At 62.6% G+C, this 23,370-nt stretch carries 25 protein-coding genes; 13 read left to right on the plus strand and 12 right to left on the minus strand.

All coding sequences use genetic code 11. The features are described from left to right. Positions 1–7: 7 nt before the first annotated feature. Together BLV27_RS08560 and BLV27_RS08565 are read right to left on the minus strand one after the other, a co-directional pair. Complete coding sequence (locus BLV27_RS08560) at positions 8–805, minus strand: MBL fold metallo-hydrolase (RefSeq protein WP_092644941.1); 798 nt, start codon at positions 803–805, stop codon at positions 8–10. A 263-nt stretch (positions 806–1,068) separates the two neighbouring features. After that, the gene (locus BLV27_RS08565; protein ID WP_092644943.1) at positions 1,069–1,953 is read right to left on the minus strand and encodes a DMT family transporter; all 885 of its coding nucleotides are present in this window, start codon (positions 1,951–1,953) and stop codon (positions 1,069–1,071) included. Between the two features lie 114 nt (positions 1,954–2,067). Between BLV27_RS08565 and BLV27_RS08570 the strand changes: the two genes are divergently transcribed. Then, complete coding sequence (locus BLV27_RS08570) at positions 2,068–2,907, plus strand: helix-turn-helix transcriptional regulator (protein ID WP_092644945.1); 840 nt, start codon at positions 2,068–2,070, stop codon at positions 2,905–2,907. A 102-nt stretch (positions 2,908–3,009) separates the two neighbouring features. On the opposite strand, the gene BLV27_RS08575 is transcribed toward BLV27_RS08570, so the two are convergent. Then, positions 3,010–4,788, minus strand: a complete 1,779-nt coding sequence (locus BLV27_RS08575) for an SLC13 family permease (RefSeq protein WP_092644948.1) — start codon at positions 4,786–4,788, stop codon at positions 3,010–3,012. A gap of 353 nt (positions 4,789–5,141) precedes the next feature. On the opposite strand from BLV27_RS08575, the gene BLV27_RS08580 reads away from it, so the two are divergent. Then, the gene (locus BLV27_RS08580) at positions 5,142–5,888 is read left to right on the plus strand and encodes a YebC/PmpR family DNA-binding transcriptional regulator (RefSeq protein WP_092644950.1); all 747 of its coding nucleotides are present in this window, start codon (positions 5,142–5,144) and stop codon (positions 5,886–5,888) included. 42 nt (positions 5,889–5,930) lie between these two features. Here the strand turns inward: BLV27_RS08580 and BLV27_RS08585 are convergent, their stop codons facing one another. Continuing rightward, positions 5,931–6,806, minus strand: a complete 876-nt coding sequence (locus tag BLV27_RS08585) for a LysR family transcriptional regulator ArgP (RefSeq protein ID WP_244504590.1) — start codon at positions 6,804–6,806, stop codon at positions 5,931–5,933. Between the two features lie 62 nt (positions 6,807–6,868). Here BLV27_RS08585 and BLV27_RS08590 point away from each other — a divergent pair, with 62 nt between their 5' ends. From BLV27_RS08590 to phaR, 5 genes are all read left to right on the plus strand, one after another. Further along, the gene (locus BLV27_RS08590) at positions 6,869–7,462 is read left to right on the plus strand and encodes a LysE/ArgO family amino acid transporter (protein ID WP_092644952.1); all 594 of its coding nucleotides are present in this window, start codon (positions 6,869–6,871) and stop codon (positions 7,460–7,462) included. A gap of 40 nt (positions 7,463–7,502) precedes the next feature. Beyond that, positions 7,503–8,396 (plus strand): DMT family transporter, encoded by an 894-nt coding sequence (locus tag BLV27_RS08595; RefSeq protein WP_244504591.1) that lies wholly within the window; start codon positions 7,503–7,505, stop codon positions 8,394–8,396. Between the two features lie 69 nt (positions 8,397–8,465). Next, positions 8,466–8,948 (plus strand): thermonuclease family protein, encoded by a 483-nt coding sequence (locus BLV27_RS08600; protein WP_092644954.1) that lies wholly within the window; start codon positions 8,466–8,468, stop codon positions 8,946–8,948. A 635-nt stretch (positions 8,949–9,583) separates the two neighbouring features. Beyond that, a complete protein-coding gene (locus BLV27_RS08605) occupies positions 9,584–10,033 on the plus strand; it encodes a phasin family protein (RefSeq protein ID WP_092644956.1) in 450 nt (149 codons plus the stop codon). A gap of 126 nt (positions 10,034–10,159) precedes the next feature. Further along, positions 10,160–10,738: a polyhydroxyalkanoate synthesis repressor PhaR gene (gene phaR, locus BLV27_RS08610; RefSeq protein WP_092644958.1), complete on the plus strand. Its 579-nt coding sequence runs from the start codon at positions 10,160–10,162 to the stop codon at positions 10,736–10,738. A 72-nt stretch (positions 10,739–10,810) separates the two neighbouring features. On the opposite strand, the gene BLV27_RS08615 is transcribed toward phaR, so the two are convergent. Beyond that, the gene (locus BLV27_RS08615) at positions 10,811–12,040 is read right to left on the minus strand and encodes a DVUA0089 family protein (RefSeq protein ID WP_092644960.1); all 1,230 of its coding nucleotides are present in this window, start codon (positions 12,038–12,040) and stop codon (positions 10,811–10,813) included. A 73-nt stretch (positions 12,041–12,113) separates the two neighbouring features. After that, a complete protein-coding gene (locus BLV27_RS08620; RefSeq protein WP_092644962.1) occupies positions 12,114–13,484 on the minus strand; it encodes an aminotransferase in 1,371 nt (456 codons plus the stop codon). A gap of 171 nt (positions 13,485–13,655) precedes the next feature. Here BLV27_RS08620 and otnK point away from each other — a divergent pair, with 171 nt between their 5' ends. Genes otnK through BLV27_RS08650 form a run of 6 tightly spaced genes read left to right on the plus strand, consistent with a single transcriptional unit; the run spans position 13,656 to position 18,764 of the window. Next, positions 13,656–14,924, plus strand: a complete 1,269-nt coding sequence (otnK, locus tag BLV27_RS08625) for a 3-oxo-tetronate kinase (RefSeq protein ID WP_092644964.1) — start codon at positions 13,656–13,658, stop codon at positions 14,922–14,924. Between the two features lie 15 nt (positions 14,925–14,939). After that, positions 14,940–15,539, plus strand: coding sequence for a DUF4178 domain-containing protein (locus BLV27_RS08630; protein WP_092644966.1), 600 nt, complete (start codon positions 14,940–14,942; stop codon positions 15,537–15,539). Beyond that, positions 15,536–16,807 carry a DUF4178 domain-containing protein gene (locus BLV27_RS08635; protein WP_092644968.1) on the plus strand — a complete coding sequence of 424 codons (1,272 nt, stop codon included), beginning with the start codon at positions 15,536–15,538 and terminating at the stop codon, positions 16,805–16,807. Before BLV27_RS08630 ends, BLV27_RS08635 begins: the two co-directional genes overlap by 4 nt. A 2-nt stretch (positions 16,808–16,809) precedes the next feature. Further along, complete coding sequence (locus tag BLV27_RS08640) at positions 16,810–16,998, plus strand: hypothetical protein (RefSeq protein WP_092644970.1); 189 nt, start codon at positions 16,810–16,812, stop codon at positions 16,996–16,998. A 15-nt stretch (positions 16,999–17,013) separates the two neighbouring features. Further along, positions 17,014–17,241, plus strand: a complete 228-nt coding sequence (locus tag BLV27_RS08645; RefSeq protein ID WP_092644972.1) for a DUF350 domain-containing protein — start codon at positions 17,014–17,016, stop codon at positions 17,239–17,241. After that, complete coding sequence (locus tag BLV27_RS08650) at positions 17,238–18,764, plus strand: polyamine aminopropyltransferase (protein ID WP_244504592.1); 1,527 nt, start codon at positions 17,238–17,240, stop codon at positions 18,762–18,764. The genes BLV27_RS08645 and BLV27_RS08650 overlap by 4 nt, the downstream gene beginning before the upstream one ends. Here BLV27_RS08650 and speD read toward each other — a convergent pair. From speD to BLV27_RS08680, 6 genes are all read right to left on the minus strand, one after another. Beyond that, a complete protein-coding gene (gene speD, locus BLV27_RS08655; protein ID WP_244504593.1) occupies positions 18,734–19,081 on the minus strand; it encodes an adenosylmethionine decarboxylase in 348 nt (115 codons plus the stop codon). The genes BLV27_RS08650 and speD overlap by 31 nt on opposite strands. A gap of 1 nt (position 19,082) precedes the next feature. Next, complete coding sequence (gene dtd / locus BLV27_RS08660; protein WP_092644976.1) at positions 19,083–19,520, minus strand: D-aminoacyl-tRNA deacylase; 438 nt, start codon at positions 19,518–19,520, stop codon at positions 19,083–19,085. A gap of 10 nt (positions 19,521–19,530) precedes the next feature. After that, on the minus strand, positions 19,531–20,412 hold the full coding sequence (locus BLV27_RS08665; RefSeq protein ID WP_092644978.1) for a carbohydrate kinase family protein: 882 nt from the start codon (positions 20,410–20,412) through the stop codon (positions 19,531–19,533). 12 nt (positions 20,413–20,424) lie between these two features. Then, positions 20,425–21,546, minus strand: coding sequence for a TFIIB-type zinc ribbon-containing protein (locus tag BLV27_RS08670; protein WP_425283650.1), 1,122 nt, complete (start codon positions 21,544–21,546; stop codon positions 20,425–20,427). After that, a complete protein-coding gene (locus BLV27_RS08675; protein WP_092644980.1) occupies positions 21,543–22,085 on the minus strand; it encodes a cytochrome b/b6 domain-containing protein in 543 nt (180 codons plus the stop codon). The genes BLV27_RS08670 and BLV27_RS08675 overlap by 4 nt, the downstream gene beginning before the upstream one ends. 66 nt (positions 22,086–22,151) lie before the next feature. Continuing rightward, complete coding sequence (locus BLV27_RS08680) at positions 22,152–23,261, minus strand: SPFH domain-containing protein (RefSeq protein WP_092644982.1); 1,110 nt, start codon at positions 23,259–23,261, stop codon at positions 22,152–22,154. Between the last annotated feature and the right edge of the window lie 109 nt (positions 23,262–23,370).

Consider the following 23,370-nt stretch of genomic DNA (forward strand, 5'->3'; position numbering starts at 1 on the left):
GGCGGCCTCAGTCATCGGGCAGCTCGATCACCATGCCATCGAACGCGGCATCGATGTTCGGCGCGGTTTCGGCCTGTACCGTGGCCCAATCGAGGTCGATGTGCATGTTGGTCAGCACTCCGCGCGCGGGCTTCATCCGCTCGAACCAAGCGAGTGTCTGCGGCAGCGACAGGTGCGAAGGGTGCGGCGTGCGGCGGAGCGCGTCCAGAACCCAGACGGACAAATCGGTCAGAAGCGGCATTGCTTCCGCCGGGATCGTGTCCACGTCGGGCATGTAGCACAGACCCCCGATGCGAAAGCCAAGCGCGTTGATGCTGCCATGACCGACCTTGACCGGATAAAGAGTGATCGCACCGCCCGCGCCTTCGATCGTGATCGTGCCGTCGATGGTGTGGCGTGTCAGAATGGGCGGATAGCTGGACCCTTCGGGCGTCTCGAAGACGTATTGAAACCGCCGCGACAGGTCAGTCCATGTTGAATCGTCGGCCCAGATGTTCAGGCGTGCGCGCTGGTTGAAGACGATCATTCGCAGGTCGTCGATGCCGTGCGCATGGTCTGCATGGGCATGTGTAAAGACGACCCCGTCAAGTGCACCGATGCGCGCGTCCAACAGCTGTTCGCGCATGTCCGGCGAGGTGTCGATAAGGACACGCGTGATGCCGTCGGGTCCGATCCGCTCCACCAGCATGGAACAGCGGCGTCGGCGGTTTTTCGGCTCCTCCGGGTCACAATCGCCCCAATGGCCGCCCAGGCGTGGCACGCCGCCGGACGACCCGCAGCCGAGGATGGTGAAGCGCAGCGTCATGGGCACTTCATGCGCGGGTGCGGCTGCGGGGGCAAGAGGCGGAGGTTGCCCAGTTGCCCCGGAATTGGACGGGGAACCGGGTCCAACGTGCGGAAGGCGTGTTGAAGCACGTATCAACCAAAGTGGTGCATCCTGGCCTAATCCCACTTCCATCGCGCGAATGAAGCCCGAGGTATTCCTACCAAGAATCTGTATCTGCTGACTTTTCGAGCCCTTTTCTTGTCCTCGTTTGGAACGAAGGGCCGTTCTGGATGCCAGGTCGGTCAGGCATGTCTACGAAGCGGGTATTTGCGCTTTTGGAACATCACAACATTGCCCAGGCCGGCAAGTATCACGCCAACGACTGATGACGCGGTCCATTGATAGTCTTCGAACAGAGTCGACGCGGCGAGCGCCACAATCGGAAAGAGGACAGTAGCATATCCTGCCTTTGCTGAGCCCATGCGGCCAACCAGCATGAGGTATGCGGTAAATCCCACGATGGAGCCGACAACCGACAGGTAAATGAGCGCGGTCCAATACGCTGTCCCATGAGGGGTGGTAAGCGATTGACCCGTCGCACCAAGCAAGGCGAGGAGGACAAGAGCGCCGATGCCCATGCCCCAGGCATTTGCCGTGACAGGTGTGATCCCGATCGCCGCGTTTTTGCGGGACGCCATGTTGCCCCAAGAAAAGAAGGCCGTCCCCAGAACTGCCCAGCCAATTCCGCGCAATGTCTGTGGATCAAGAGCAACAGCAAGATCGTGCCAGAACAGCAAGATCAGACCGGCGGCTCCCAGCGCTCCGGCAAGGAGTGATTGTTGACTGATACGCTCCCCGAAAAAAATCCGCGCATTTATCGCGTTGAAGATCGAGGCGAGTGAGAAGATCACCGAAACGAGCCCGGAAGGGATGGACGCGGTGGCGTTGTAGAGGCCGATGAAGTTGAAGCAAAAAAGACAAAGTGCCTGTATCACCACAAATCGCCAGATCGCAGGCCGCCGAAGCCATCCCAAGGCGGCAAGACCGGTCAACATCAAGATGCCCGCCAGCGCGAAGCGGTAAAATACCGACACGATGACGGGTACGTCGCCGATTTGGGCCGCGATGGCGATCCAGGTCGTGCCCCAGATGAATACGGTGGTGATAAACAGAATTGGCGTGCTCATTGACGGCTCCTTTGCCGCTGCACGTAACCGATGCATCAACCCGCTCTTGCATAATCTTGCGGTTATCGGCTCCAAGCACATTTCCCGCAAAGAATGGCCGGGCTAAGGAGCGTCATGACCTCCACCGTCCGTGATTTTCTTAAAGTCTCTCCCACCGCGCGTGCGGTGGCCGCGCTCGACCTGGGTGCGGGGCGTGCGATCACGGTCTGGAAGAACAGCAACGATCACGTCGTTTACGACACGCCGCGCGGCCACGCGTTCAGCCTGTATCTGAAAGGCGGAACAGGAACGCGGCGCGTCGATGCCGGGCCAGAAACAGGCCGCCCGGGCACCATCTGCATCATGCCGGAGGGGGAGAGATCTGAATGGGAAATCACAACGCCCTTCGAGTTCGTCCATCTGTATGTGCCGGACGACCAACTTCGAGGTGCCTTCGCGGAGACCCACAATCGCGACGCCCGTCTGCTTGACCTTACCCCGACAACATTCGCTGAAATGCCTCTTATGACAGGGCCGCTTCAGGCGTTGGCGAGGGCTGCGTATGACGAGGACGCCCTGCTGGCCGATGCCGCCCTTGCAGAGCTGGTGGGACATCTTGGATCGTGCTCTCCTGCCCTTCGTGGCGGCCTTCCACCTTACATTTTGCAACGTCTTGATGACTGGATAGACGCCAATCTAGGCGAGCCGATCAGACTGGCCGACCTGGCTGTCATTGCCGACCTCTCTCAGTTCCATCTGCACAGGATGTTTCGGATCTCTAAAGGCATGGCCCCACATAACTGGATTATGCGCAGAAAAATCGAACAGGCAAAGATCATGCTTCGGACGGAGTGTTCCGTCATCGAGGTTGCCGTAGCATTCGGGTTTTCGAGCCAGAGCCATTTTACGCGGGCGTTCCGAGCTCATACCGCCATGACACCAACCACCTATCGCATGGCGATCGCGCGCGGTTAGATCACAGAGTGGCGACCGGTTGCTGCGCCATCATAGTTCAACCCGAAACTGCCGTTTCTGTCCCTTTCCCGGAAGCAGACTTCAAACGCAGCAGGTGCGGCCTCAAAGCGGCCAGAAGAATAGGATCGAGGGGACCGATACCGCGACGACCAGGATCTCCAGCGGCAGGCCCATGCGCCAGTAATCGCCAAAGCTGTATCCTCCGGGACCAAGGACCAGCGTGTTGTTCTTGTGCCCGATCGGCGTGAGGAACGCGCAGGAGGCGGCGACGGCGACAGCCATCAGGAACGGGTCGGGGTCGACCCCCAGCGTTTTCGCCATCTGGATGCCGACCGGGGCCGCAACGATGGCCGTCGCCGTGTTGTTGAGCACGTCCGAAAGCGTCATCGTCACCACCATCAACACCAGCAGCGCGACCCAGGCGGGCTGTCCCGACGTCAGGCCCGTCAGGGAATTGGCGATCAACTGCGTGCCGCCCGACGTCTCCAGCGCGGCCCCGAGCGGGATCATGGACCCCAGCAGGACGACGACGGGCCATTCGATGTGATCGTAAAGCTCGGCCAGCGGTACGATGCGGGTCAACACGTAGCCGACGACGACGACGCCAAGGGCCACCGTCAGATCGACCAGACCGAAACTCGCCGCGATGACTGCGCCGCCGAACAGCAGGGCCGCGGGCCAGATCTTCTTGTTTTCGGTCACCGCAAGCCCGCGGTCCGCCAGGGGCAGGCCACCCAGCCAGCCGATGACCTGCTCCGACGTTTCGGACGGGATGAGGAGAAGGAGGATATCGCCCGGCTGCACCTTCTCGCGGCGAACCCGTTCGATGATGCGCCGGCCCCTGCGGGAGATGCCCAGAAGTACCGTACGATGCCGCCATGCCAAACCGATGGATTGCGCTGACTTGCCGGTGATCCGGCTGAACTCGGGGATGACGACCTCGACCAGCGACAGGCCTTGCTCCGCCGCCTCCAGCAGGGTCATGCGTCGACCATCGGCGAAATCGAGATTCTCGGAAGCGCGGAATTCATCCAGCGCCTCGGGCGCGGCCTCCAGGATCAGAGCGTCGCCCTCCTTCAGGGTCACATTGCGCGCGCTTCCGAACATTCGGCGGCCGTCGCGGATCAGGCCCAAGATGAATACGCCGGTGTCGTCGGCCACGTCGTTGAAATCCGACACACTTTTACCCAGTCGTGGATGGCCTTCGGGCACGGTCAGTTCGGCGACGAAATTCGCCGTCTCGGACTCGACCCCCGATTGGGCACCATCGTCCACGCTTGGGATCAGCCGCCAGCCGATAAGTGCGACGAACAAAAGGCCAGCCAGTGCCGTCACCAGTCCCACCGGAGCGAAGTCGAACATGTTGAACGATTCACCCAACTGGTCCCGTCGGATGCCGGCGACGATGATGTTGGGTGGCGTGCCGATCAGGGTTATCATACCGCCAAGAATTGTCGCGAACGACAATGGCATCAGGGTGGCGGCCGGTTTGCGCCCGGCCTTGCGTGCGGTCGCGATGTCGACTGGCATCAGCAAGGCCAAGGCCGCAACGTTGTTCATGAAAGCGGACAAAACGGCACCGATGCTGCCCATGATCGCGATATGCGCGCCCACCTTGCGAGAACTGTCGATCATCGTGCGCGTGATCAGCATCACCGCGCCCGACCGCACCAACCCTGCCGAGACGACCAACACCAGCGCCACGACTAGCGTCGCGGGGTGACCGAAGCCGGAAAATGCGTCTGCCTTGGGCACGACACCCAAAATCACACCAAGCAGCAGCGCCGAGAAGGCCACGATATCATAGCGGAACCGACCCCAGAGCAGCATCGCAAAGACGCCGCCAAAGAGGCTGAAAAGGATGATCTGGTCGGTGGTCATTAAGCGTAGGCCCGCCTGTGAATGCCCCGGGGCTAGCACGGGACAGTTTGCGCGCAAAGCCGGTCGCGTCAGGTGTCTGTGGCAATGTGTCGGCGTTGCCTTAGGGAATGCCGGAGTTGGACCCGGTCCCCAAGACATCACCTGCACACGCCGCCAAGAGGGGCACGGGTTCGGTGGCCTTGACGAGAGACGTTCGGATCTGCAGTTCCGGGACCATGCCTCCTTGGGCGCACCTGACTCACAGCGGGGCACCATTACCGGGAAGCCTCCGCCCCAAACCCCGCCGGGATTGCGGAGGCCTGCGCCCCGGGGCTATACGCGGCCCGACACGCAGGACAGACGGAGCGCGACTCATGGCGGGCCATTCGAAATGGGCAAACATCCAGCACCGTAAGGGGCGTCAGGACAAGATCCGCGCCAAGCTGTTTTCCAAGCTCAGCAAGGAAATCACCGTTGCCGCCAAGATGGGCGACCCCGACCCCGAAAAGAACCCGCGTCTGCGGCTGGCCGTGAAGGAGGCCAAGTCGCAGTCGGTGCCCAAGGACGTGATCGCGCGGGCGATTTCCAAGGCGTCGGGCGGTGAGGGCGAGAATTACGACGAGATCAGATACGAAGGCTATGGTCCGGGCGGCGTTGCCGTCATCGTCGAGGCGATGACCGACAACCGCAACCGCACCGCGTCTTCCGTCCGCTCTACCTTTTCCAAAAATGGCGGCAATCTGGGCGAGACTGGCTCGGTCGGCTTCATGTTCGACCGTAAGGGCCAGGTGATTTACCCCGCGTCCGTCGGAGATGCCGATGACGTTTTGATGGCTGCGATCGAAGCCGGGGCCGAAGATGTCGAGTCAGACGAGGAAAGCCACGTGGTCTGGTGCGCCGACACCGACCTTGCCGCCGTGTCAAACGCGCTGGAAGAGCTGTTGGGCGAATCAGAGACGTCCAAACTGGTTTGGCGGCCTACGACGACGACCGAACTGGATCTGGATGGTATGCAGTCACTTATGAAACTGCTGGACGCGCTGGAGGATGACGACGACGTGCAGAACGTCACCGCCAACTTCGAAGCCAGCGACGAGGTGATGGCGCAACTGGACGAGTAAACGTTTCAGTCTGAGTATTTGTGAAGCAGAGAAGGGCGGTCCTCAGATCAGGGCCTCCCTTGCCGCATTTCGGATTGCGCGCGTTACCGGGGCCAACACTTCGGCCATCGTGCGGCCGACCTGCCAATGCAGCGGCGTGTCGAGATGCGTGTCGGGGATCAGTTCGATCAGCCGACCGGCCGCAATGTCTTCTGCAACGAGCCTTTCCGGGTTCAGGCCCCAGCCCAGCCCTTCGCGCGTGGCCTGAACGAAGGGACCGGGGGCGGCGAGGTGATGGGCGGGCGGGTCGATCGGTTGCCCTGTCTGACGGGCGATCCACCGTTTCTGGAGAGCGTCGAGCGCCGTGAAGCGGAGACTGGGCGCAGCAATGAGCGCCTGTGCGGTAACGCCCTTCGCAAAGTAACGAGCATGAAAGGCCGGAGTGCAGGTCGCGCGGTACCTTAGAGCGCCGAGCGGATGCGCGTCGCAGCCGGGCAGAGGGTCGGCGCGTGTTGTCAGTGCTGCGCTGACCTCACCCCGGCGCAGGACTTCGGCCGAGTGGTCCTGGTCCAGAATGCAAATGTCGAAGCGGAAGCCGGGACAGGACGCCAAGGGCGGTACGGCCCAGACTTCAAGGCTATCGGCGTTGAGCGCTATGGAAACCGGGCGCGGCCCGCCATCCTGCCCAAGGTCCGCCGAAAGATCGGCCTGCAGCGCAGCCATGTCACGTGCGTGGCGCATCAGGCGGCGACCCAGGTCGGTCGGTACCGCAGGTTGCAGGCGCGCAAACACCGGGCCGCCTGCCGCCTCGGCCAGGGCGCGCATCCGTTGACTGACGGCGGGCGGCGTGACGCGCAGGCGCGCTGCGGCCATGTCGAAACTGCCCGTCTCGACCACGGCGATCAGGGTTGTCATAAGTTGCGGCGCGATCATAAGCATTACTTATCCTGTGTGATGAAAGCTAAGTTGCACCGATGCGGGTTAAGCGTCCATGAGGGCGCATGATTTCGCTCCTCTCCGGTTTCGGCCTCGGCCTTTCACTCATCCTCGCCATCGGCGCACAGAACGCCTTCGTTCTGCGGCAGGGGCTGCGTGGGGAGCATGTGCTGACCGTGGTCCTTATCTGCGCGATTTCGGAAACTATCTTGGTCACCTCGGGGGTTCTTGGTTTCGGTGCACTGGTTGAAGTGGTGCCTTTGGTCATTCCGGCATTCCGGTACGGGGGGGCGGCATTCCTGATCGCGTATGGCGCCCGCGCGGCCTGGGCGGCATGGCAGGGCGGCCTGACGCTGCAGGCGGAGGGACAGAACGGCAGCCTTCGCAAGACGGCCCTTGCCGCGCTGGCGATCACGTGGCTCAATCCGCATGTCTACCTCGACACGGTGATCCTGCTGGGGTCGATTTCGACGCAATACGCTGCGCCGTTGCTCTTCGGCCTCGGCTGCGTTCTGGCCGCCTGGGTCTTCTTCGCGAGCCTCGGGTTCGGCGCGGCCCTGTTGCGGCCGCTTTTTGCAAAACCGTCCGCCTGGCGGGTGCTGGACGGGTTGATCGCCTTGGTCATGTGGGCCATTGCCGCAAATCTTCTATTCGCCTGAGATACTTGCGGCGCGACGAAAACAGGACCATGGATTGCGGATGATGATGCCCTCCCGCCCGCTCCAAGGTATTCTGTGGATGATGACCACGGGGCTGTGTTTCATTGCGGTCACTGCCGTGGTCAAGCACGCGGGCCAGAATCTGCCTGCGCCGGAGGCGGCGTTTCTTCGCTATCTTCTGGGAGTCGTGTTTCTTTTGCCGTTTTTGCGGGGGCTTTTGGCGGCGCGCATGACTGCGCGCGACGCTGCTTTGTTCGTGGGGCGGGGCGTGGTCCACACGATCGCTGTGATGTTGTGGTTCTTCGCCATGACGCAGATCCCCATCGCAGAGGTGACGGCGATGAACTACCTCAATCCCGTCTATGTGACATTGGGCGCGGCGGTATTCCTGGGCGAACGTCTCGCCCTGCGGCGGATCCTGGCGGTGCTGGCGGCATTGTTCGGGGTCGTCGTCATCCTGCGGCCCGGCTTTCGAGAAGTCGAGACGGGGCATCTTGCGATGCTGGGAACGGCCGCGCTCTTCGGGGCGAGTTATCTTTTCGCCAAGCCGCTGTCTGATCGCCATGCGGCATCCGTCGTTGTGGCGATGCTGTCTTTCACGGTGACGATCGGATTGGCCCCCTTTGCCTGGTTTGTCTGGGTCACGCCGACCTTGGTTGATCTGGTCTGGATGTTTCTGGTCGCGGCGTTTGCGCAGGCCGGGCACTATGCCATGACGCGTGCTTTCGCGGCGGCTCCGATCTCGGTTACCCAACCCGTGACGTTCTTGCAGATGGTCTGGGCGGTGTTGCTAGGCTGGCTTGTCTTTGCAGAGCCGCCGGACGCTTTCGTCATCCTGGGGGCGGCAATTATCATCGCTTCGGTGAGCTTCATCGCCTGGCGCGAGTCCCGCTTGAACCGCGTTATCACACCGCCCTCTGCGGCAATGAAGTAGCTGCGTTCCGTTAACCTTCGGTTCACGATTGGTCTTGCCATCCAGAGCTGAACTGGCGAGTCCATCGCCATGTTCATCATCTGTTCAATATTCTTAATGCTGGCTGCCCCGGCGAAGGCCGAGATCCTGACTGGGACAATCCGGGTCATCGACGCCGATACCTTCGATATCGGTGCGCCGACCAACATCCGGCTTCTCGGCATCGATGCGGCGGAAAACGACCAGACTTGTCACGACGCGGCAGGGACAATCCTGCGGTGCGGCGCATTGGCGACCGATGCAACGCGGCGGCTCTATGGGGGGCGGAGGGCTCACTGCGCTGTTCAGGCTTATGACCGTTATGGTCGGGCGTTGGCGGCTTGTAGCGTGTCTGGGAAGGACGTGAATGGGGATCTTGTCCGGCGCGGGTTTGCGCGGACGTACCGCGACGATCGTACCTATCTTGATGAGCAGTCCGAAGCCGTGCGCGTCGCGCGTGGCCTTTGGGCCTTCGAAATGATTGATCCTGCGGATTGGCGAGCCGGGAAGCGCCGGGCGCGCGCGACTGACTAGCAGCCGCTAGTTCATCCGCAGTTGTGGCACCGCCCGTAAGATACGCTCCCTTCTGTTAGATCTGGCGATCCCGGCCTCAGGAAGAGCGGGGAGGAGCGAGTGGTCTGAAAATCTCGTGCTCAAACCGCGCCCGGATAGGGTGCATTGCGGGAGGGAGAAATGGCGTGGAAGCCGATCCAGCGCGCAGTCATTCCTGCGACAACATAGCGACCGAGCAGGTATAGCGACCGCGCAGCCGCGGGACGCTGATCTCATTATATCACGTCAGGGTCGGGGAAACCGCCAGCCTTCTCGGGGGCGACCGGAGGGCGAATCGGACAGGCCGAAAAGACGTTTGAGTAAGGGCGGATTCAACCCTGACGTCCTATTATCCCCTCTTGGCATCCGGCTTGGCTTTATGGAATGGGTGACTTGATGATTTAGAAAAGTGTTTCATACCAATATTTTAGAGGTTCTTTCTCACTAGCACGCTTACGTCACGGAATCCTTTGCCGCGTGTGCGAAGGTTTCTTTATGCTGCAGTGCAGAAAAAGGTTGAAATGCCGCGCTGCAGCATGTAGATGAGTGTCAGCCGATGAGGAGCTTGGCCCGGTGGTCGGGCAGACCTCTCGACAGCAAATAAACAGGAGCTTACCATGGCTAACAAGACACAAGACTTCACCAAGTACATGACCGACATGATGGGTTCGTTCCCCGTCGACAACTCGGCGATGACCGAAGCCTTCAAAACCCAGGCCGCCTTCGCCGAGAAGATGTCCAAGGTCGCGCTTCAGGCCGCCGAGCAGTCCGCCGAGATCTCGCACAAGTGGACCCGTGAGACACTGTCCAAGATGGCTCCTGTTGCTTCGGTCAAGGACGAGCCCACCGACTACGCCAAGTCCGTAACGGACTTCGCATCGGCCTCCGCCGAAGTCGCGACCGAGAACATGGCCGCCTTCGCCGAGATCGCCAAGAAGGTTCAGATGGAAACGGTCGAGTTGATGATGGCCGCTGGCAAGGAAGCTCAGGAAGACGCGACTGCCGCCGTCAAAAAGGCGACCGCCGAAGCAACGACGGCGACCAAGAAAGCCACTTCGGGCAAGTAAGGTCGGACGGTTGTCCAGTAAATGACGATTGAATGGGGCAGGACCAAAAGGTTCTGCCCTTTTCGTTTGCGCTTTGTGTATGTGCCGCTACGCTCTGCTGCACTGCAACAAAGTGAAAGGTCGGTCATGTCGGACGGAATGAAGCCGCTGCTGATCAAGCGTTATGCCAGTCGTAGGCTGTATAACACCGAGACCAGTGATTACGTAACGCTGGAAGATATCGCCGGATTCATCCACGCGGGCCGCGAAGTCCAGATTGTTGACCTGAAATCCGGTGACGACCTGACGCGCTCGTATCTTCTTCAGATCATAGCGGAACATGAATCGAAGGGCGACTCGGTTCTGCCTTTGGGTGTGCTGACCGATCTGGTTCGCAGTTACACCGGCAATGCACAGTCCGTGGTTCCCGAGTTCCTGGCGTCCAGTTTCGAGATGCTGCGCTCGGGTCAGTCCAAGATGGTCGAGAACATGACTGCCCTTAACCCGATGGCGCAGATGCCCGGCTTCAAGGCAATGCAGGAGCAGCAGGCGGCCTTCTTCAAGGCGATGACCGGAAAGAAATGGGTCGAGGGCGACCCCCCCACGGAACCGGCCGCCGATGAAACGGCGGACGCGGCCCCGGATGGTCAGTCCAAGGACGAGTTGGATGCGATACGCAAGCAGTTGGCCGAAATGCAGGCGATGCTGTTGAAGATGAATAAGTAGAGCACAAAGTTCAGCCGAACGATGAAAGGGGGCCTCGTGGCCCCCTTGTTTGTTCGCGTCCCGAAACAGGCTTCACTGTGCGGGAACGTAGCGTTCCATCAACAGGCGCACCGGGCCGGAACTGTCGTCGATCAGGCGAACGGCGATCATATAGCGACCAGGCAACAGGCGAGTTGCAAGGAAGCTGTCCAGTCCCTCCGGCCCGTCGTCGTTTTCGGCCACACGCCGTCCGACCCGGTCGAACAGAGTGACGATCGGATCGAAACCGTCGCCGATCACCTCGGTCAGGACCAGACCACCGGCAGGCAGATCGATGGTGATCCATGATGCGTCGCCGCTGGCCTGCACCTCGTGCAGCAGTGCAGTTTCGAGCGTGCCAAGATCGGTTACCATGACGCTGTCGCTTGAGGTGGGCGCGTATTCGGCCGCGTTCAGGCGGCGCAGGCGATCGGCCGCCGGATCGAAGGCTTCAACACCGACTTCGATCGCGTTGTCCGCCCCGTTCAGGTCTTCGATCTCGATGCAGTAGTCGCCCGGTTGCAGGGATTGCGTCAGGTCGATGCGCGAATTCAACCCGTCGAAGTCGTCGTTTTCGCCGATGACGGCCCCGTTGGCATCCAGCAGGCGGATCAGCGGATCACCGTTTTCGCTGTTGGCGATAACCGACAGGGGCGTTTCCTGCGCCAGTGAGAACCCGAGCGCCGGGGACTCGGATGCGGTCAGGTTGGCGAATATGCCGCCGGTCAGATCCGAGGGTGTCAGGCCGTCACCAAGACGCGCCATGCCAGGCGTGAAGCAGGAGGCCCCCCCTTCGGTCCCTGAGGGGCTGGATGATTGTGGCGTTGCTGCGGGGGTGGTGTCGCCGAACACATCGGCCGCACCGATCCGCACCGATACATCGGTTACGCCAGATTCATAGCTGCGTGCGGCAAGGCAATATGTTCCGGCACCCAGCGTCGTTTGAATGCGGCTCCCGAAATTCTCGCCCGAGTCGTCGTCTGCTGCGACCTCCGTGCCGCCCGCATCATAGATCGAGATATAAGGGTCGCCCGAGGGCGCGGCGTCAACATCGATCCGGATATCTGTCGCGCCGGACAGGCTAAACATGCGAACCAGGTGACCCGCGATGGGCACCCTGCCGTCGGCCTCGAATACCTGCGCCGCAGAGGTCAGGTCCGACCCCGCCTCCTCCCCGCCGACCCATTCGCCGACGACGCTGATGCCGCCGCAGATGGGCGATTGGGCCTGTGCCGGTGCTGCCCCGATCAAGGCCAACGCGGTGCCCGCCAAAAACAGTTTCATCAATATCCCTCCCGATCTCGAACTTCGAGAAGGTAGGCCAAGCAGCGCCGCAGTGGCAACGGTCATGCGCGAATTACACGACCTCGGAAAATACCTGATCCAAGGCGCGGCCCAACTTGTCGAACATCTCCTCCATCTGCGCGTCGGTCATGATGAACGGCGGACAGAGAACGATCGACTGCCCCAGCGGACGACAGATCAGCCCGTGATCGGTACAGGTGTTGGCGATACGCTCGGACACGGACAGGTCGCCGTCGAAGGGGGTCTTCGTCTCCTTGTCGCGCACGGCCTCAAGTGCGCCCATCAGGCCCCGACCCCGCCATTCGCCGATGTGGTCGTGCTGGGCCAGCTTGGCCAGTCCGGCCTCGAACGATGGGATCAGGCGATTTACATTGTCCAGCAGACCACCGTTCATCACGAGGTCAATTGATTTGAGCGCGATGGCGCAGCCGACGGGATGACCCGAAGCGGTAAAGCCATGGGGAAATTCCTCGATCTCGTCGACCGCGTGTTGCAGTCGGTCCGAAAGCTCCGGGCCGAGGATGACCGCCCCCATCGGGAAATAGCCCGCTGTCAGAGCCTTGGAGGAGATGATCGCGTCGGGCACAAAGCCGTAACTTTCGCAGCCCCAAAGCGCGCCGGTACGACCGAAGCCGGTGATGACCTCGTCCGCGATAATCGGGATGCCGTGCGCACGCAGGACAGGCAGGATGGCATCGAAATAGCCCTCGCAGGGCGGGATCACGCCGCCCGCACCCTGCACCGGTTCGGCAAAGAAGCCAGCGATCGTGTCCGCGCCTTCGCTGGCGATCATGTCTTCCAACTCGACCACCAGCCGGGCCAGGAACTCGGCCTCGCTCTCGCCGGGTTGGCCCTCGCGCCAGTAATGGGGGCAGGTCAGGTGCAGGAATCCAGGCAGGGGCAGGCCGAAGACCGAGTTATAGGGCTTGGCCGTCATCGACGCCGAGACCGCCGTCACGCCGTGGTACGCATTGCCCCGCGTGATGATCTTGCGGGCCTCGGGGCGACCTTCGGCACCGTGCAGGAACCACAGCATCTTGACCATGGTGTCGTTCGCTTCGGACCCCGAGTTGGTATAGAACACCTTCCCGCTCTCAAAGGGTGATACTTCGACCAGCTTCTCGGACAGCATAACGGCCTGGTCGGACATCCGCCCAAAAAAGGCATGGTAGCCTGGAAATTTCGCGTATTGCTCCTGTGCCGCGCGCGTCAGCTCGGGGTGGTCGAATCCGGCGATCATGTTCCAAAGGCCCGAATTGGCGTCGAGATAGCGATTGCCGTCCGTATCCACGACATAGGGACCCTCGCCATGCGTGAGCACGACGGTGCCCCGATCGCGGATGGACGGCAGGTCGGTAAAGCCGAAGAACGTGTTTTCCTTGGCGCGGGCGTCCCAGGAATTCGGCAGGATGGTATCGGGCATGTCTGACCTCTTGAAAGTTGGCGCGACGCTACGCCTGTCTTGCGGTGCCGTCCATCAGGATCGCGGGGCGATCGGGCGCGACCTTGTTGCATCACATCACGGCGAAGTGTGTCGCGAAACCTTTCCAATTATCAACGCTGCGGGGCAGGGTGACGACAAGGGGGCCTGGCCATGTCGAACACGTTTTTCGGTGCCATTGCGGACGATTTTACCGGTGCTACGGACCTTGCGGCGATGCTTGCGCGGGCCGGCGTACCCGTGACCCTTCGCATCGGGTTGCCCGAAGCCGGGTCCGAGGCGGCAACGACCTTCGAAGTCATTGCCCTCAAGATCCGTACCAACCCCATCGAAGATGCCGTGGCCGAGGCGCGCGCCGCCTATCGCTGGCTCAAGGCACAGGGCGCGCGGCGGGTCTTCTGGAAGTATTGCTCCACCTTCGATTCAACGCAGCGCGGCAATATCGGCCCCGTCGCCGATGCCCTGATGACCGAAATGGGCCTGGACCGCACGGTCCATTGTCCGGCCTTCCCTGAAAACGGGCGCCGGGTGTTCATGGGCAACCTGTTCGTAAACGAACTGCCATTGAACGAAAGCCCGATGAAGGATCATCCGCTGACCCCGATGCGCGATGCCAACCTGGAGCGATTGCTGCGCCCGCAGGTGCAGCGCCAGACCGCGTTGGTCGCATTCCCGACCGTGCGCACCGGGTCCGACGCCGTTCGCGAGGCGTTGGGCCGGTTACAGGGACATATCGTTTTGGACGCGGTCGAGGACGCCGATCTTCAGACGCTTGCTGGGGCTATCCATGACATGCCGTTGATCTGTGGCGGATCGGCCATTGCACAGCCTCTGCCGGTCCTGTGGCGAGAGGCGGGGGCGATGGGTGTGCCCGACATCGCCCCGTTGCCCGACGTCGGCGACGGTCAGATCGCATTGTCGGGGTCGTGTTCCGCAATGACGCGGGCGCAGGTTGGCCACTACCTCAAGACCGCCGTCGGATATCGTCTGGACCCGCTGGAATTGGCCGAAAGCGGGGGAATGGCCGCCGCGCGCGTCTGGCTCAAGGCGCAAGACCCCCTCGCACCCAAGATCGTTTACGCAACGGCCGAGCCGAGTTCCGTCACCTTGGCACAGGAGAAGTTGGGCGTGGCCCGTGCGGGTGCGCTGGTCGAAGACGCGCTGGCGCAGCTGGCGCAGGACGCGCGCGCAATGGGCATCGGGCGCGTCGTGGTCGCCGGTGGAGAGACGAGCGGCGCAGTCACGCGCGCGCTGGGCGTGGACCGGCTGCGCATCGGGCCTGAGATTGCGCCCGGTGTTCCTTGGTGCTTTGCGGCAGACGGGCTGGCCTTGGCGCTCAAGTCCGGAAACTTCGGTGCGGAGACGTTCTTCACCGATGCCTTCAATATGCTCGAACACGGGGCCGTGTCTTCCGTTGCGTGATTTGAAAGGTCGGTCATGAGCCAGAAATCCTGCCCAAACTGTGGTGCGGCGCTGCCCGAGATGTTCGCCCACGCGCGGATGGTGAATTGCGAGTTCTGCGGCTCCTCGGTCGTGCTGGAGGACGATGTGCTGCGCAAGGCGGGCGAAGCGGGCGCGATGCTGGACGCGCCGGAACTGATCACGCTGGGCCGGGCAGTACGCTTGCCCGAAGGGGAATTCACCGCCTGGGGTCACGTTCGCTACGACTACGGTCGCGGTCATTGGGATGAATACCACGGTGCGTTGGACGGCGAACTGGTCTGGGTGTCTGTCGACGAGGGGGACGTTGTGCTGCAACGCCCGATGGAGTCGGAGCCGTCGGAAGGTCGTGCGCTGTTCCGCGTCGGGGCCAGCTTCGAGGCGGGGGATACAACCTTCACCTGCACCGAGGTCGCGAACGCCATTGCCGTCGCCTTCCGTGGACAGCTTCCAGAACCGATCGAACTTGGCGATACGCACCTCTATGCGAATTTCTCCGGGACCGGCGGTGCGCTGGTATCGGGAGAATACTGGGAGGGTGGGTCGAGTTGGTTTATCGGCCACTGGATTGACCCGTTCGAGGTACGCACCGCATGACCGAACAGATCCGGTCCATCAATTGCACCAATTGCGGCGCGGGCCTGCCTGTTCTGGGCGGCGGGCGAGTGACGACGCAGGTCTGCGGCTATTGCGGTGCGTCGCTGGACGCCAACGATGCGTACCGCGTGCTGGAGATCTGGGACGGGATGGAGCGGCCGCGCTCCCCGTTCCGGCTGGGTATGCAGGGGCAAATCGACGGGGTGACCTTCACCATCATCGGCACGCTGGGGATGCAGGAGGAATATCGAGGGGTCCACTGGGACTGGGTCGATCATCAGCTCTTCTCACCTACGCATGGCTACGCCTGGCTGACGATCGAGGACGGACACTGCGTTCTGACCCGCAAGTTGCGCGACGGGCCGATGCAGTTTTTCCTGACGAGTGCCGAGGTCGAACGGGCCGAGCATCCGCCGCGCGTCCTCTGGAAGGGGACGAAGTACCGCTACTACGCCACCACCAACTGGGAAACGACCTACGTCGAAGGCGAATTCAACTGGCGGCCCGAACGCGGGCGGGGCGGCACAACGGTTACCGTCATGTCGAACGACCCCAAGGATGGGATGCTGGCCTTCGTTGAGCCCAGCGGAGGCGGGGAGCGCGAGATCGAGCGCAGCCACCTTTGGCCCGAGGCGCAGGAGGCTTTCGGCGTCGAAAACCCGATCCGCGCCCACGGCCAGCATCCCTTGCAGGATATCAAGCCGACCTTCGGGCGGATCATGATTGCATGGTTCGCGGGGCTTTCGGCGATATCGCTGGTGCTCGCCTTCGTGGTGTTGGGGATGCAGCCCGCACCACAGATGATGTTTCAGGGTACGATTCAGGATATCCCGCCTGAACTGACATTCCGTGTCAACGACACGAAGCGGCCCGCCCGCCTTGAGCTTTACCAAGAGCTGAACAACGCTTTCGCGGGCTACGAAGTCACGATGCAGGCTCCGGACGGCACGCCGCTGGCCGAAACCTACCGCGAGATCAGCTATTACTCCGGTGGATCGGGCGATGACGCCTGGAGTGAGGGAAGCCGGAGTCAGTCGCTCAACTTCGTGCCACCGATGCCGGGCGACTATCGCGTCACCGTCACGCCGGATGCGGCCGGCACCACGTCCGGCAGGTTCCGCGTCACGTTCCGCGAGGGGCGACTCAACTCCTTTTGGCTCTGGGCGACGACGGTTCTGTTTGCCGGGGGCGCAATCGCAATACCCTTCCTCGGGCTGGCCAAGCGCAGCGCCCGGTGGAAGGGCTCGGACTGGTCGTCGGAGGATTAGGCATGAATTTTGCGCGACTTTTCGTCATGGCCCTGTCACTTGCCCTTCTGGGCGGGGCAAGCTGGGCCAGTTTCACAAGCTACGGCCTGTCCATGAGCCGTGACGTCGGTGCCGCCGCCGTTGCACGCGGGGCCTCGGTTCGCAGCGGTTCCATCGGCGGGGGCGGTCTGGGCCGCCTGCGCGTCAAGTAAACCAAGGAGACATCCATGACCGCCTTTGACGGTATCCTCTTTTCCGAAGTCGTCTCGACGATCTTCTACACGTTCTTTGGCCTGTCGCTTCTGCTTGCGTGCTGGTGGCTGATCGAACTGTTCACGCCGTTCTCCCTCCGCAAGGAGCTGGAGGAGGATCAGAACACCGCCATCGCCATCGTGATGGGGGCGATGTTCATCGCGCTGGCTATTATCATAGCGGCCATCCTGCGCACGCCGTGAGTCTGCGAACCGGGGCGGCATCCGCCCCGCGCAAGACCGAGATCTGGCTGTTGGCGACCACGCTGGTCGTGGCGGTTGCGGGCCTGATCTATGAACTCATCGCGGCGACGGTTTCGTCGTATCTTCTGGGCGACTCGGTCCGTCAGTTCAGCTTCGTCATCGGTGTGTTCCTCTCGGCGATGGGGGTCGGGGCGTTCGTGTCGCGTTATGTTCATGATGCGATCACAGGCTTCGTCCGCGCACAGATTGGCCTTGGCCTGATCGGCGGCTTCGCGGCGTTTCTGACGTTCTACACCTACGCGCAGACAGGAGCGGTGGCCCTGCCGCTCTATGCGTCGCTGTTTGCCGTTGGCGCGCTGTCTGGGCTGGAAATTCCGCTGTTGGCGCGCATCCTCAACCAGATCGGCGCGGGGCGATTCCGGTTCGAGAATGTGCTGTCCTTCGACTATCTCGGCTCCCTACTGGCTTCGCTGGCCTTTCCCGTTCTGATCGTGCCGAACCTCGGCCTGATCGCGGGGGGGCTGGTATTTGGCCTGCTCAACCTGGCGGTCGCGGGGGGCACGTTATGGCTTTTCCGCGCACGATTGGGGCGAGGCACGGTCGCGGCCTGGGGCGTGGCGACGGCGCTGGTGGCGGGCACGCTGCTTTGGTCCGGGCCGATCGCAGCATCAATGAATGCGGCACTGTATGATGACACGGTGATCTTCGATCAGCGCACGCCCTATCAGCAGATGACCGTGACGCGTTACCGTGACCGCACACGCCTGCACCTGGATGGGGCGATCCAGTTCGACACCGCGGACGAGGCGCGATACCACGAATTCCTGGTTCATCCGGCTATGGCGCAGACCCCCCGCCACGCCCGCGTTCTGGTGTTGGGTGGGGGCGACGGAATGGCCGTGCGCGAGGTGTTGCGCTGGGACGGGGTGGAGGCGGTGACCCTGGTCGATCTGGACCCCAGCGTCACAGGTCTGTTCCGTGATCGCGACGATCTGGCGGCGCTGAATGATGGCGCACTGCGGGACGCTCGGGTGGTGATCGTTAACGCCGATGCCTTCACTTGGGTGCGCGATGGCGAAGGCGCGTTCGATGTGGTCATCATGGATCTGCCGGATCCGAAGAACCTATCTCTGTCAAAACTCTACACGGTGGAGTTCATGCGGCTTCTGAAGCGTCGCCTTTCGGCGCAGGGCGTCGTGGCGACGCAGGCCGGCTCTCCGATGTTCGCGGGCGATGCCTTCTGGATCGTGGCCAAGACACTGGAGACGGAATGGTCGGTCACGCCTTACCAATCCTTCGTGCCCAGCTTTGGTCTTTGGGGCTTCGTCCTTGGGGTGCCCAACGGCATGATTCCCCGCATGGCGGATTTGCCGGAGGGCCTGTCAGTGCTGACGCCCGAGGGTTTTGCCGCCGCACAGGTCTTTGATGCGGATATTGGTCCGCGCGATGTACCGGTGAACACGCTGGCGACGCACCCGCTGCCGCGCGCCTATCAGGCGGGCTGGGATGCTTGGTTCCGCTGACCGCGTGGAAGAATGCGGCGACTGGACCGTTCGGGCGTCAGGGCAGCGTCCAGCGCATCCGCCGCCACCACGACGTCCGCATCGCCACACATGAACACGTCCAGCGCGGCATAGCCGTACTCCGGCCATGTGTGGACGGTGATATGACTCTCGGCCAACAGCAGAACGCCGGTGATGCCCCCGCCCTCGAACGGGTGAAAATGCGCCGACAGGACGGTCGCGCCCGCAAGCTCTGCCGCTTGCCGCATCGCCGGTTCGAGCGCCGCCGCCGTCAACAGGCCACCCCAGTGTTCCAAGATCAGGTGGCGACCGATCATGTCAGCGCTCCATCGGGATGGTAACGGGGCCGTCATTGACCGAATGTACCGCCATGTCGGCCCCGAAGCGGCCCGTTTCAACCGTGACACCCGTGGCGCGTAGGGCGGTCACGAAATGCTCATAAAGGCGCTCGCCGTCGGCGGGCGGTGCGGCGGCGGAAAATCCGGGGCGATTGCCCGAGGTGGTGTCGGCCGCCAAGGTGAACTGGCTGACGACCAATGCTTCACCACCAGTGTCCAGCAACGAACGGTTCATCCGCCCCGCCGCATCGCGGAAAATGCGCAGCTTGGCGATACGGTTGGCCAGCGCCTCGGCATTCGCCTCACTGTCGGCCTGCATCGCGCAGACCAGCACCAGAACCCCTGGTCCGGTTCGCCCAACAGTCTTGCCCGCGATATCGACGCGGGCCTCTGTAACGCGCTGGACAATCGCTTTCATCTGGCTTCCATCACAGTTCGTGCTCCCACGGCGGGTTCGCCCCGGCGCGACTGACGGTGATCGCGGCGGCGGCGACGCCAAGTTCCAGCGCGGCCCTGAGCTCGGCGTCGGAGGGGGCGGCTTTGGTAAGCGCCCCGGCCCGGTGCAGCCCGGCCAGCAACCCGGCGTTAAACGTGTCGCCGGCACCCACCGTATCCACCACGTCGACCTTGTGTGCGGGCACATGCACTTCGGATTTCGCGGTCAGGGCGCGCACCCCCCGTGATCCTTCGGTCAGGCAGAGAACCTTCGCCCCGGCGGCCAGCACGTCGCCCGGCGTCATACCGAGCCAGTCCATATCCTCGTCCGACAGCTTTACTACGTCCGCCACGGCCAGCAGCCGGTCGAGCCGGCCGCGGAAGGCGGCCTCGTCCTTGATGAAGCCGGGTCGGATGTTGGGATCGATCATGATCGGCAGGTCGGCATGACCCAGGGCCAGCGCCTCGTAGGCCTTGGCGCAGGGTTCCACCGCCAGACTGATCCCGCCGATGAACAGCGCGGTGACGTCTGACATGCCGGGTGCATCCGATGGGGCCAGCATCCGGCCTGCCGTTCCCTCGTCATAGAAGGCGTATTGGGCGTGCCCGTCCGTCAGTGTGACAAAGGCCAGCGTGGTAGGGCGCTCACTGACGGCGGCGCGGTTCACGACGTTCGATGCGGTCAGGGCATCGGACAGGCGTGTGCCAAACAGGTCCGACGACAGCCCCGTGTGCAGAGCCACAGGCGCGCCGAGACGACCCAAAGCGATGGCTGTGTTGAAGACCGCGCCGCCGGTGGCGGGGTAAAACCCCGGCCCGTCGGCGGTGTCGCGGGGCAGCATGTCGATTAAGGCTTCGCCAGCGCAGAGGATCATGGATGTCTTCCTTCAGGACTGTGCGGCGATGTAGCCGACGATGGCCGCCACGATCAACGCGCAAACCACGGCGATGGCGATCTTGATCTTGGAATACGGGCGTTCCCCCTGCACACGCCCAGTCTGGCCGTTGACCACGAAGCGATAGCTTTCGCCGCCGTATTTGTAGGCTGCGACCCAGACCGGGAGGAGGACATGCTTGAAGGTGACGTCGGACATGCGTGTGTCGATCCGGCTGATGCGTTGCTGGTCGCCGCCGATGTCCATGCGAACGTCGCGGGCGATGACGGCATCCATCCGGGCGCGCGCCTCGGTCAGGCCGGTCTCCAGATCGACGCGGTAGGCCTCGGCACGGAATCCGGCAAGATACTGCGGCGCATAGGGGGCAAGGGCGGACAGATCCCAAGGTTCCAATGCGTCGGTATGGCGCTTGGGCAGGGAAGTGGAGGCCAGGATGACAACGTCATCGAAGAACCGCCGCACGCGCCCTGACCGCGGCGTCCAGCGCACCTTGGGTACCTGCACCCGCGTCGGCTTGCCGTCGCGCATCACGGTCTCGGTCACGTAATAGACATCGCCGCGCTGGCCGGAATAGTTCGAGTCGGTCAGCGCATCGAAGGTCCAGAACGGCACGTAGATGCCCGACATCTTCTGCCCCTTGCGGGCATATTTTTGAAGGCCGTTCGGCGCGAACCGCAAACTGCCCAGCCACTTGTTCATCGCGTCATGTGCCTGTGCCTCCTGCAAGTCGAAGGGCAGGACGGCGGCGGGTTTGATGTGCCGGTTGACGCCCGTGCCGGTCACGACGGGGGTGGCGCAGAACGGGCATTCGGCGGCATGAATATGGGGGTCGAATTCCACCTGTGCACCGCAATTCGTGCAGTTGAGAACTTGCGTCTCCTCCTGCACGGCGCTGTCGGCATTCAGGCCACGTTCGATGGCGATTTCACGGATCGTGTCAGCCGCATGGGGGAGGTCGGTAACGTTGCCGCAATGATCGCAGGTCATCGCCTCCGCACCGGGATCAAACCGCATATCGCCGCCGCAGGCGTCGCAGGGGAAGCGGTGTTCCTGCGTCTTGGGGACTTCAGGCGGGCGTTCGGCCTCGGGCAGCGGGATAGTGGGGACTTTCACAGAAACCTCTGCAGGGCTTTGGGGGCCATGATGCGCAACGCATTGTCGCGCAAACGGTAGTGCCGCCAGATATGATATGCGGCATGCAAGCCGACCACCACGCCCAGGGCGTAAAATTCGACCGTGTGCAGGGTGCCGACCCATTGGTTGGCCTCCGGCAGGCCCATGGGCGGCGCAATCGGCAGGATCGTACCCGCGAACAGGATGCGGCTGGCCGTCAGACCCAGCAGGAAGCCGGTCAGGGCCACACCGAACAGACCCCAGATGATCGTCAGGTGCAGCGGGCGGTGGATTCGGCGCGCCCAGCCCCGCAGCTTGGGTCCGGGCCGAGACGCAAGCCCCTGCCAGATCAGCGAGACCGTCCAGGTCAGGCACATGGCCACGAAGATCAACCCGAATATCGAATGCAGTTTCACCGCCCAGTTGCCCCAGGACGCAACGTCACGGGGCTGTACCAGCAAAAACCAGATGAACAGCGGCACGACGGACCAATGCAACGCCTTGAGCCACGTCCGTCGGGGGGGGAAGGGGAATGGCACGCGCGGCGAATGCGAGGGGCTAGCCCCTCGCTCTCCCCATGATATTTTCGAAACGAAGAAGCCGCATCAGATGCCCGGCGGGGGCGGGGGCGGCATGACGGTGAACAGCTGTGCTAGCTCGTCGACATCGTCGGCCTTTTTCCAACCGTCCTGACCTTGCGTCCACACGTATGTCTCGCGGGTGATTTCGCCATCGGTCACCATGCGGCCCAAGCGTGCTTTGCTGAAGGGACCTTTGGTTTGCCCGCCCTCGGCCACGTGCCAGACATGTTCGACCGGCGGTGGGGGCGGTGCGGCAGGTGCCTGCGCGGGGGCGGCCCCCCAAGGGCCGGGGTTGGCCATCTGCTGTGCCATGCCCATGCCCATCCCCATGCCAAGCCCGGCCCCCATTCCGGAGTTCGGCGTCTTGGCCGCATCCTGCATCGCCTCGGCGGTGGCGTATTGCTGGTACTTGTGCAGGTCGCCCAGCACGCCCATCGACGTGCGCTTGTCCAATGCCTCCTCGACTGCGGGGGGCAGGGAGATGTTCTCGATGTAAAGCTCGGGCACGATAAGCCCGTATTCAGCGGTCGTGGCCGAAATCTGATCGGCAACGATCTTGCCCAGGTCATCGGTGTTCGCCGCCATGTCCAGCACGGGAATACGACTGCTGGCCAAAGAGCGGGAGGCGCTCTGCACGATCATGTTGCGAATTTGGTACTGGATCTCGTCGCGGGTAAACTCGCCGTCGGTGCCCACGATCTCGGTTAGGAACCGGCCGGGGTCGGCGACCTTGATCGTGTAGGTGCCAAAGGCACGCAGGCGGACCGGCCCGAACTCGGGGTCGCGCAGCGTGATCGGGTTCTTTGTGCCCCACTTCAGATCCGTCATCCGCGTCGTCGATACGAAATAGATTTCAGACTTGAAGGGCGATTTGAATCCGTGGTCCCAGTGCTGCAACGTCGTCATGACGGGCATGTTGTTGGTTTCCAACATGTACAGACCTGGCATGAACACGTCGGCCAATTGCCCTTCGTGGATGAACACGGCGGCCTGACCCTCACGGACCGTCAGCTTGGCACCATACTTGATCTCGTGGCCGTGCCTCTCGAACCGGTAGACGAGGGTGTCACGGGTGTCGTCCGTCCACTCGATGACGTCGATGAACTGTCCGGAAAGGAAATCGAGGATGGACATGAATGGCTCCCTGCAAGTTGGTGATGCCGGATGTCGGGCCGGTCGCGATGATTAGAACACTTAGGGACCCGGGCGCGTCAATTGTAGCCTTGTCCGTCGGGGCAGGTGA

It is taken from the genome of Jannaschia faecimaris (assembly GCF_900107415.1).
GTDB classification, from domain to species: Bacteria; Pseudomonadota; Alphaproteobacteria; order Rhodobacterales; family Rhodobacteraceae; genus Jannaschia; species Jannaschia faecimaris.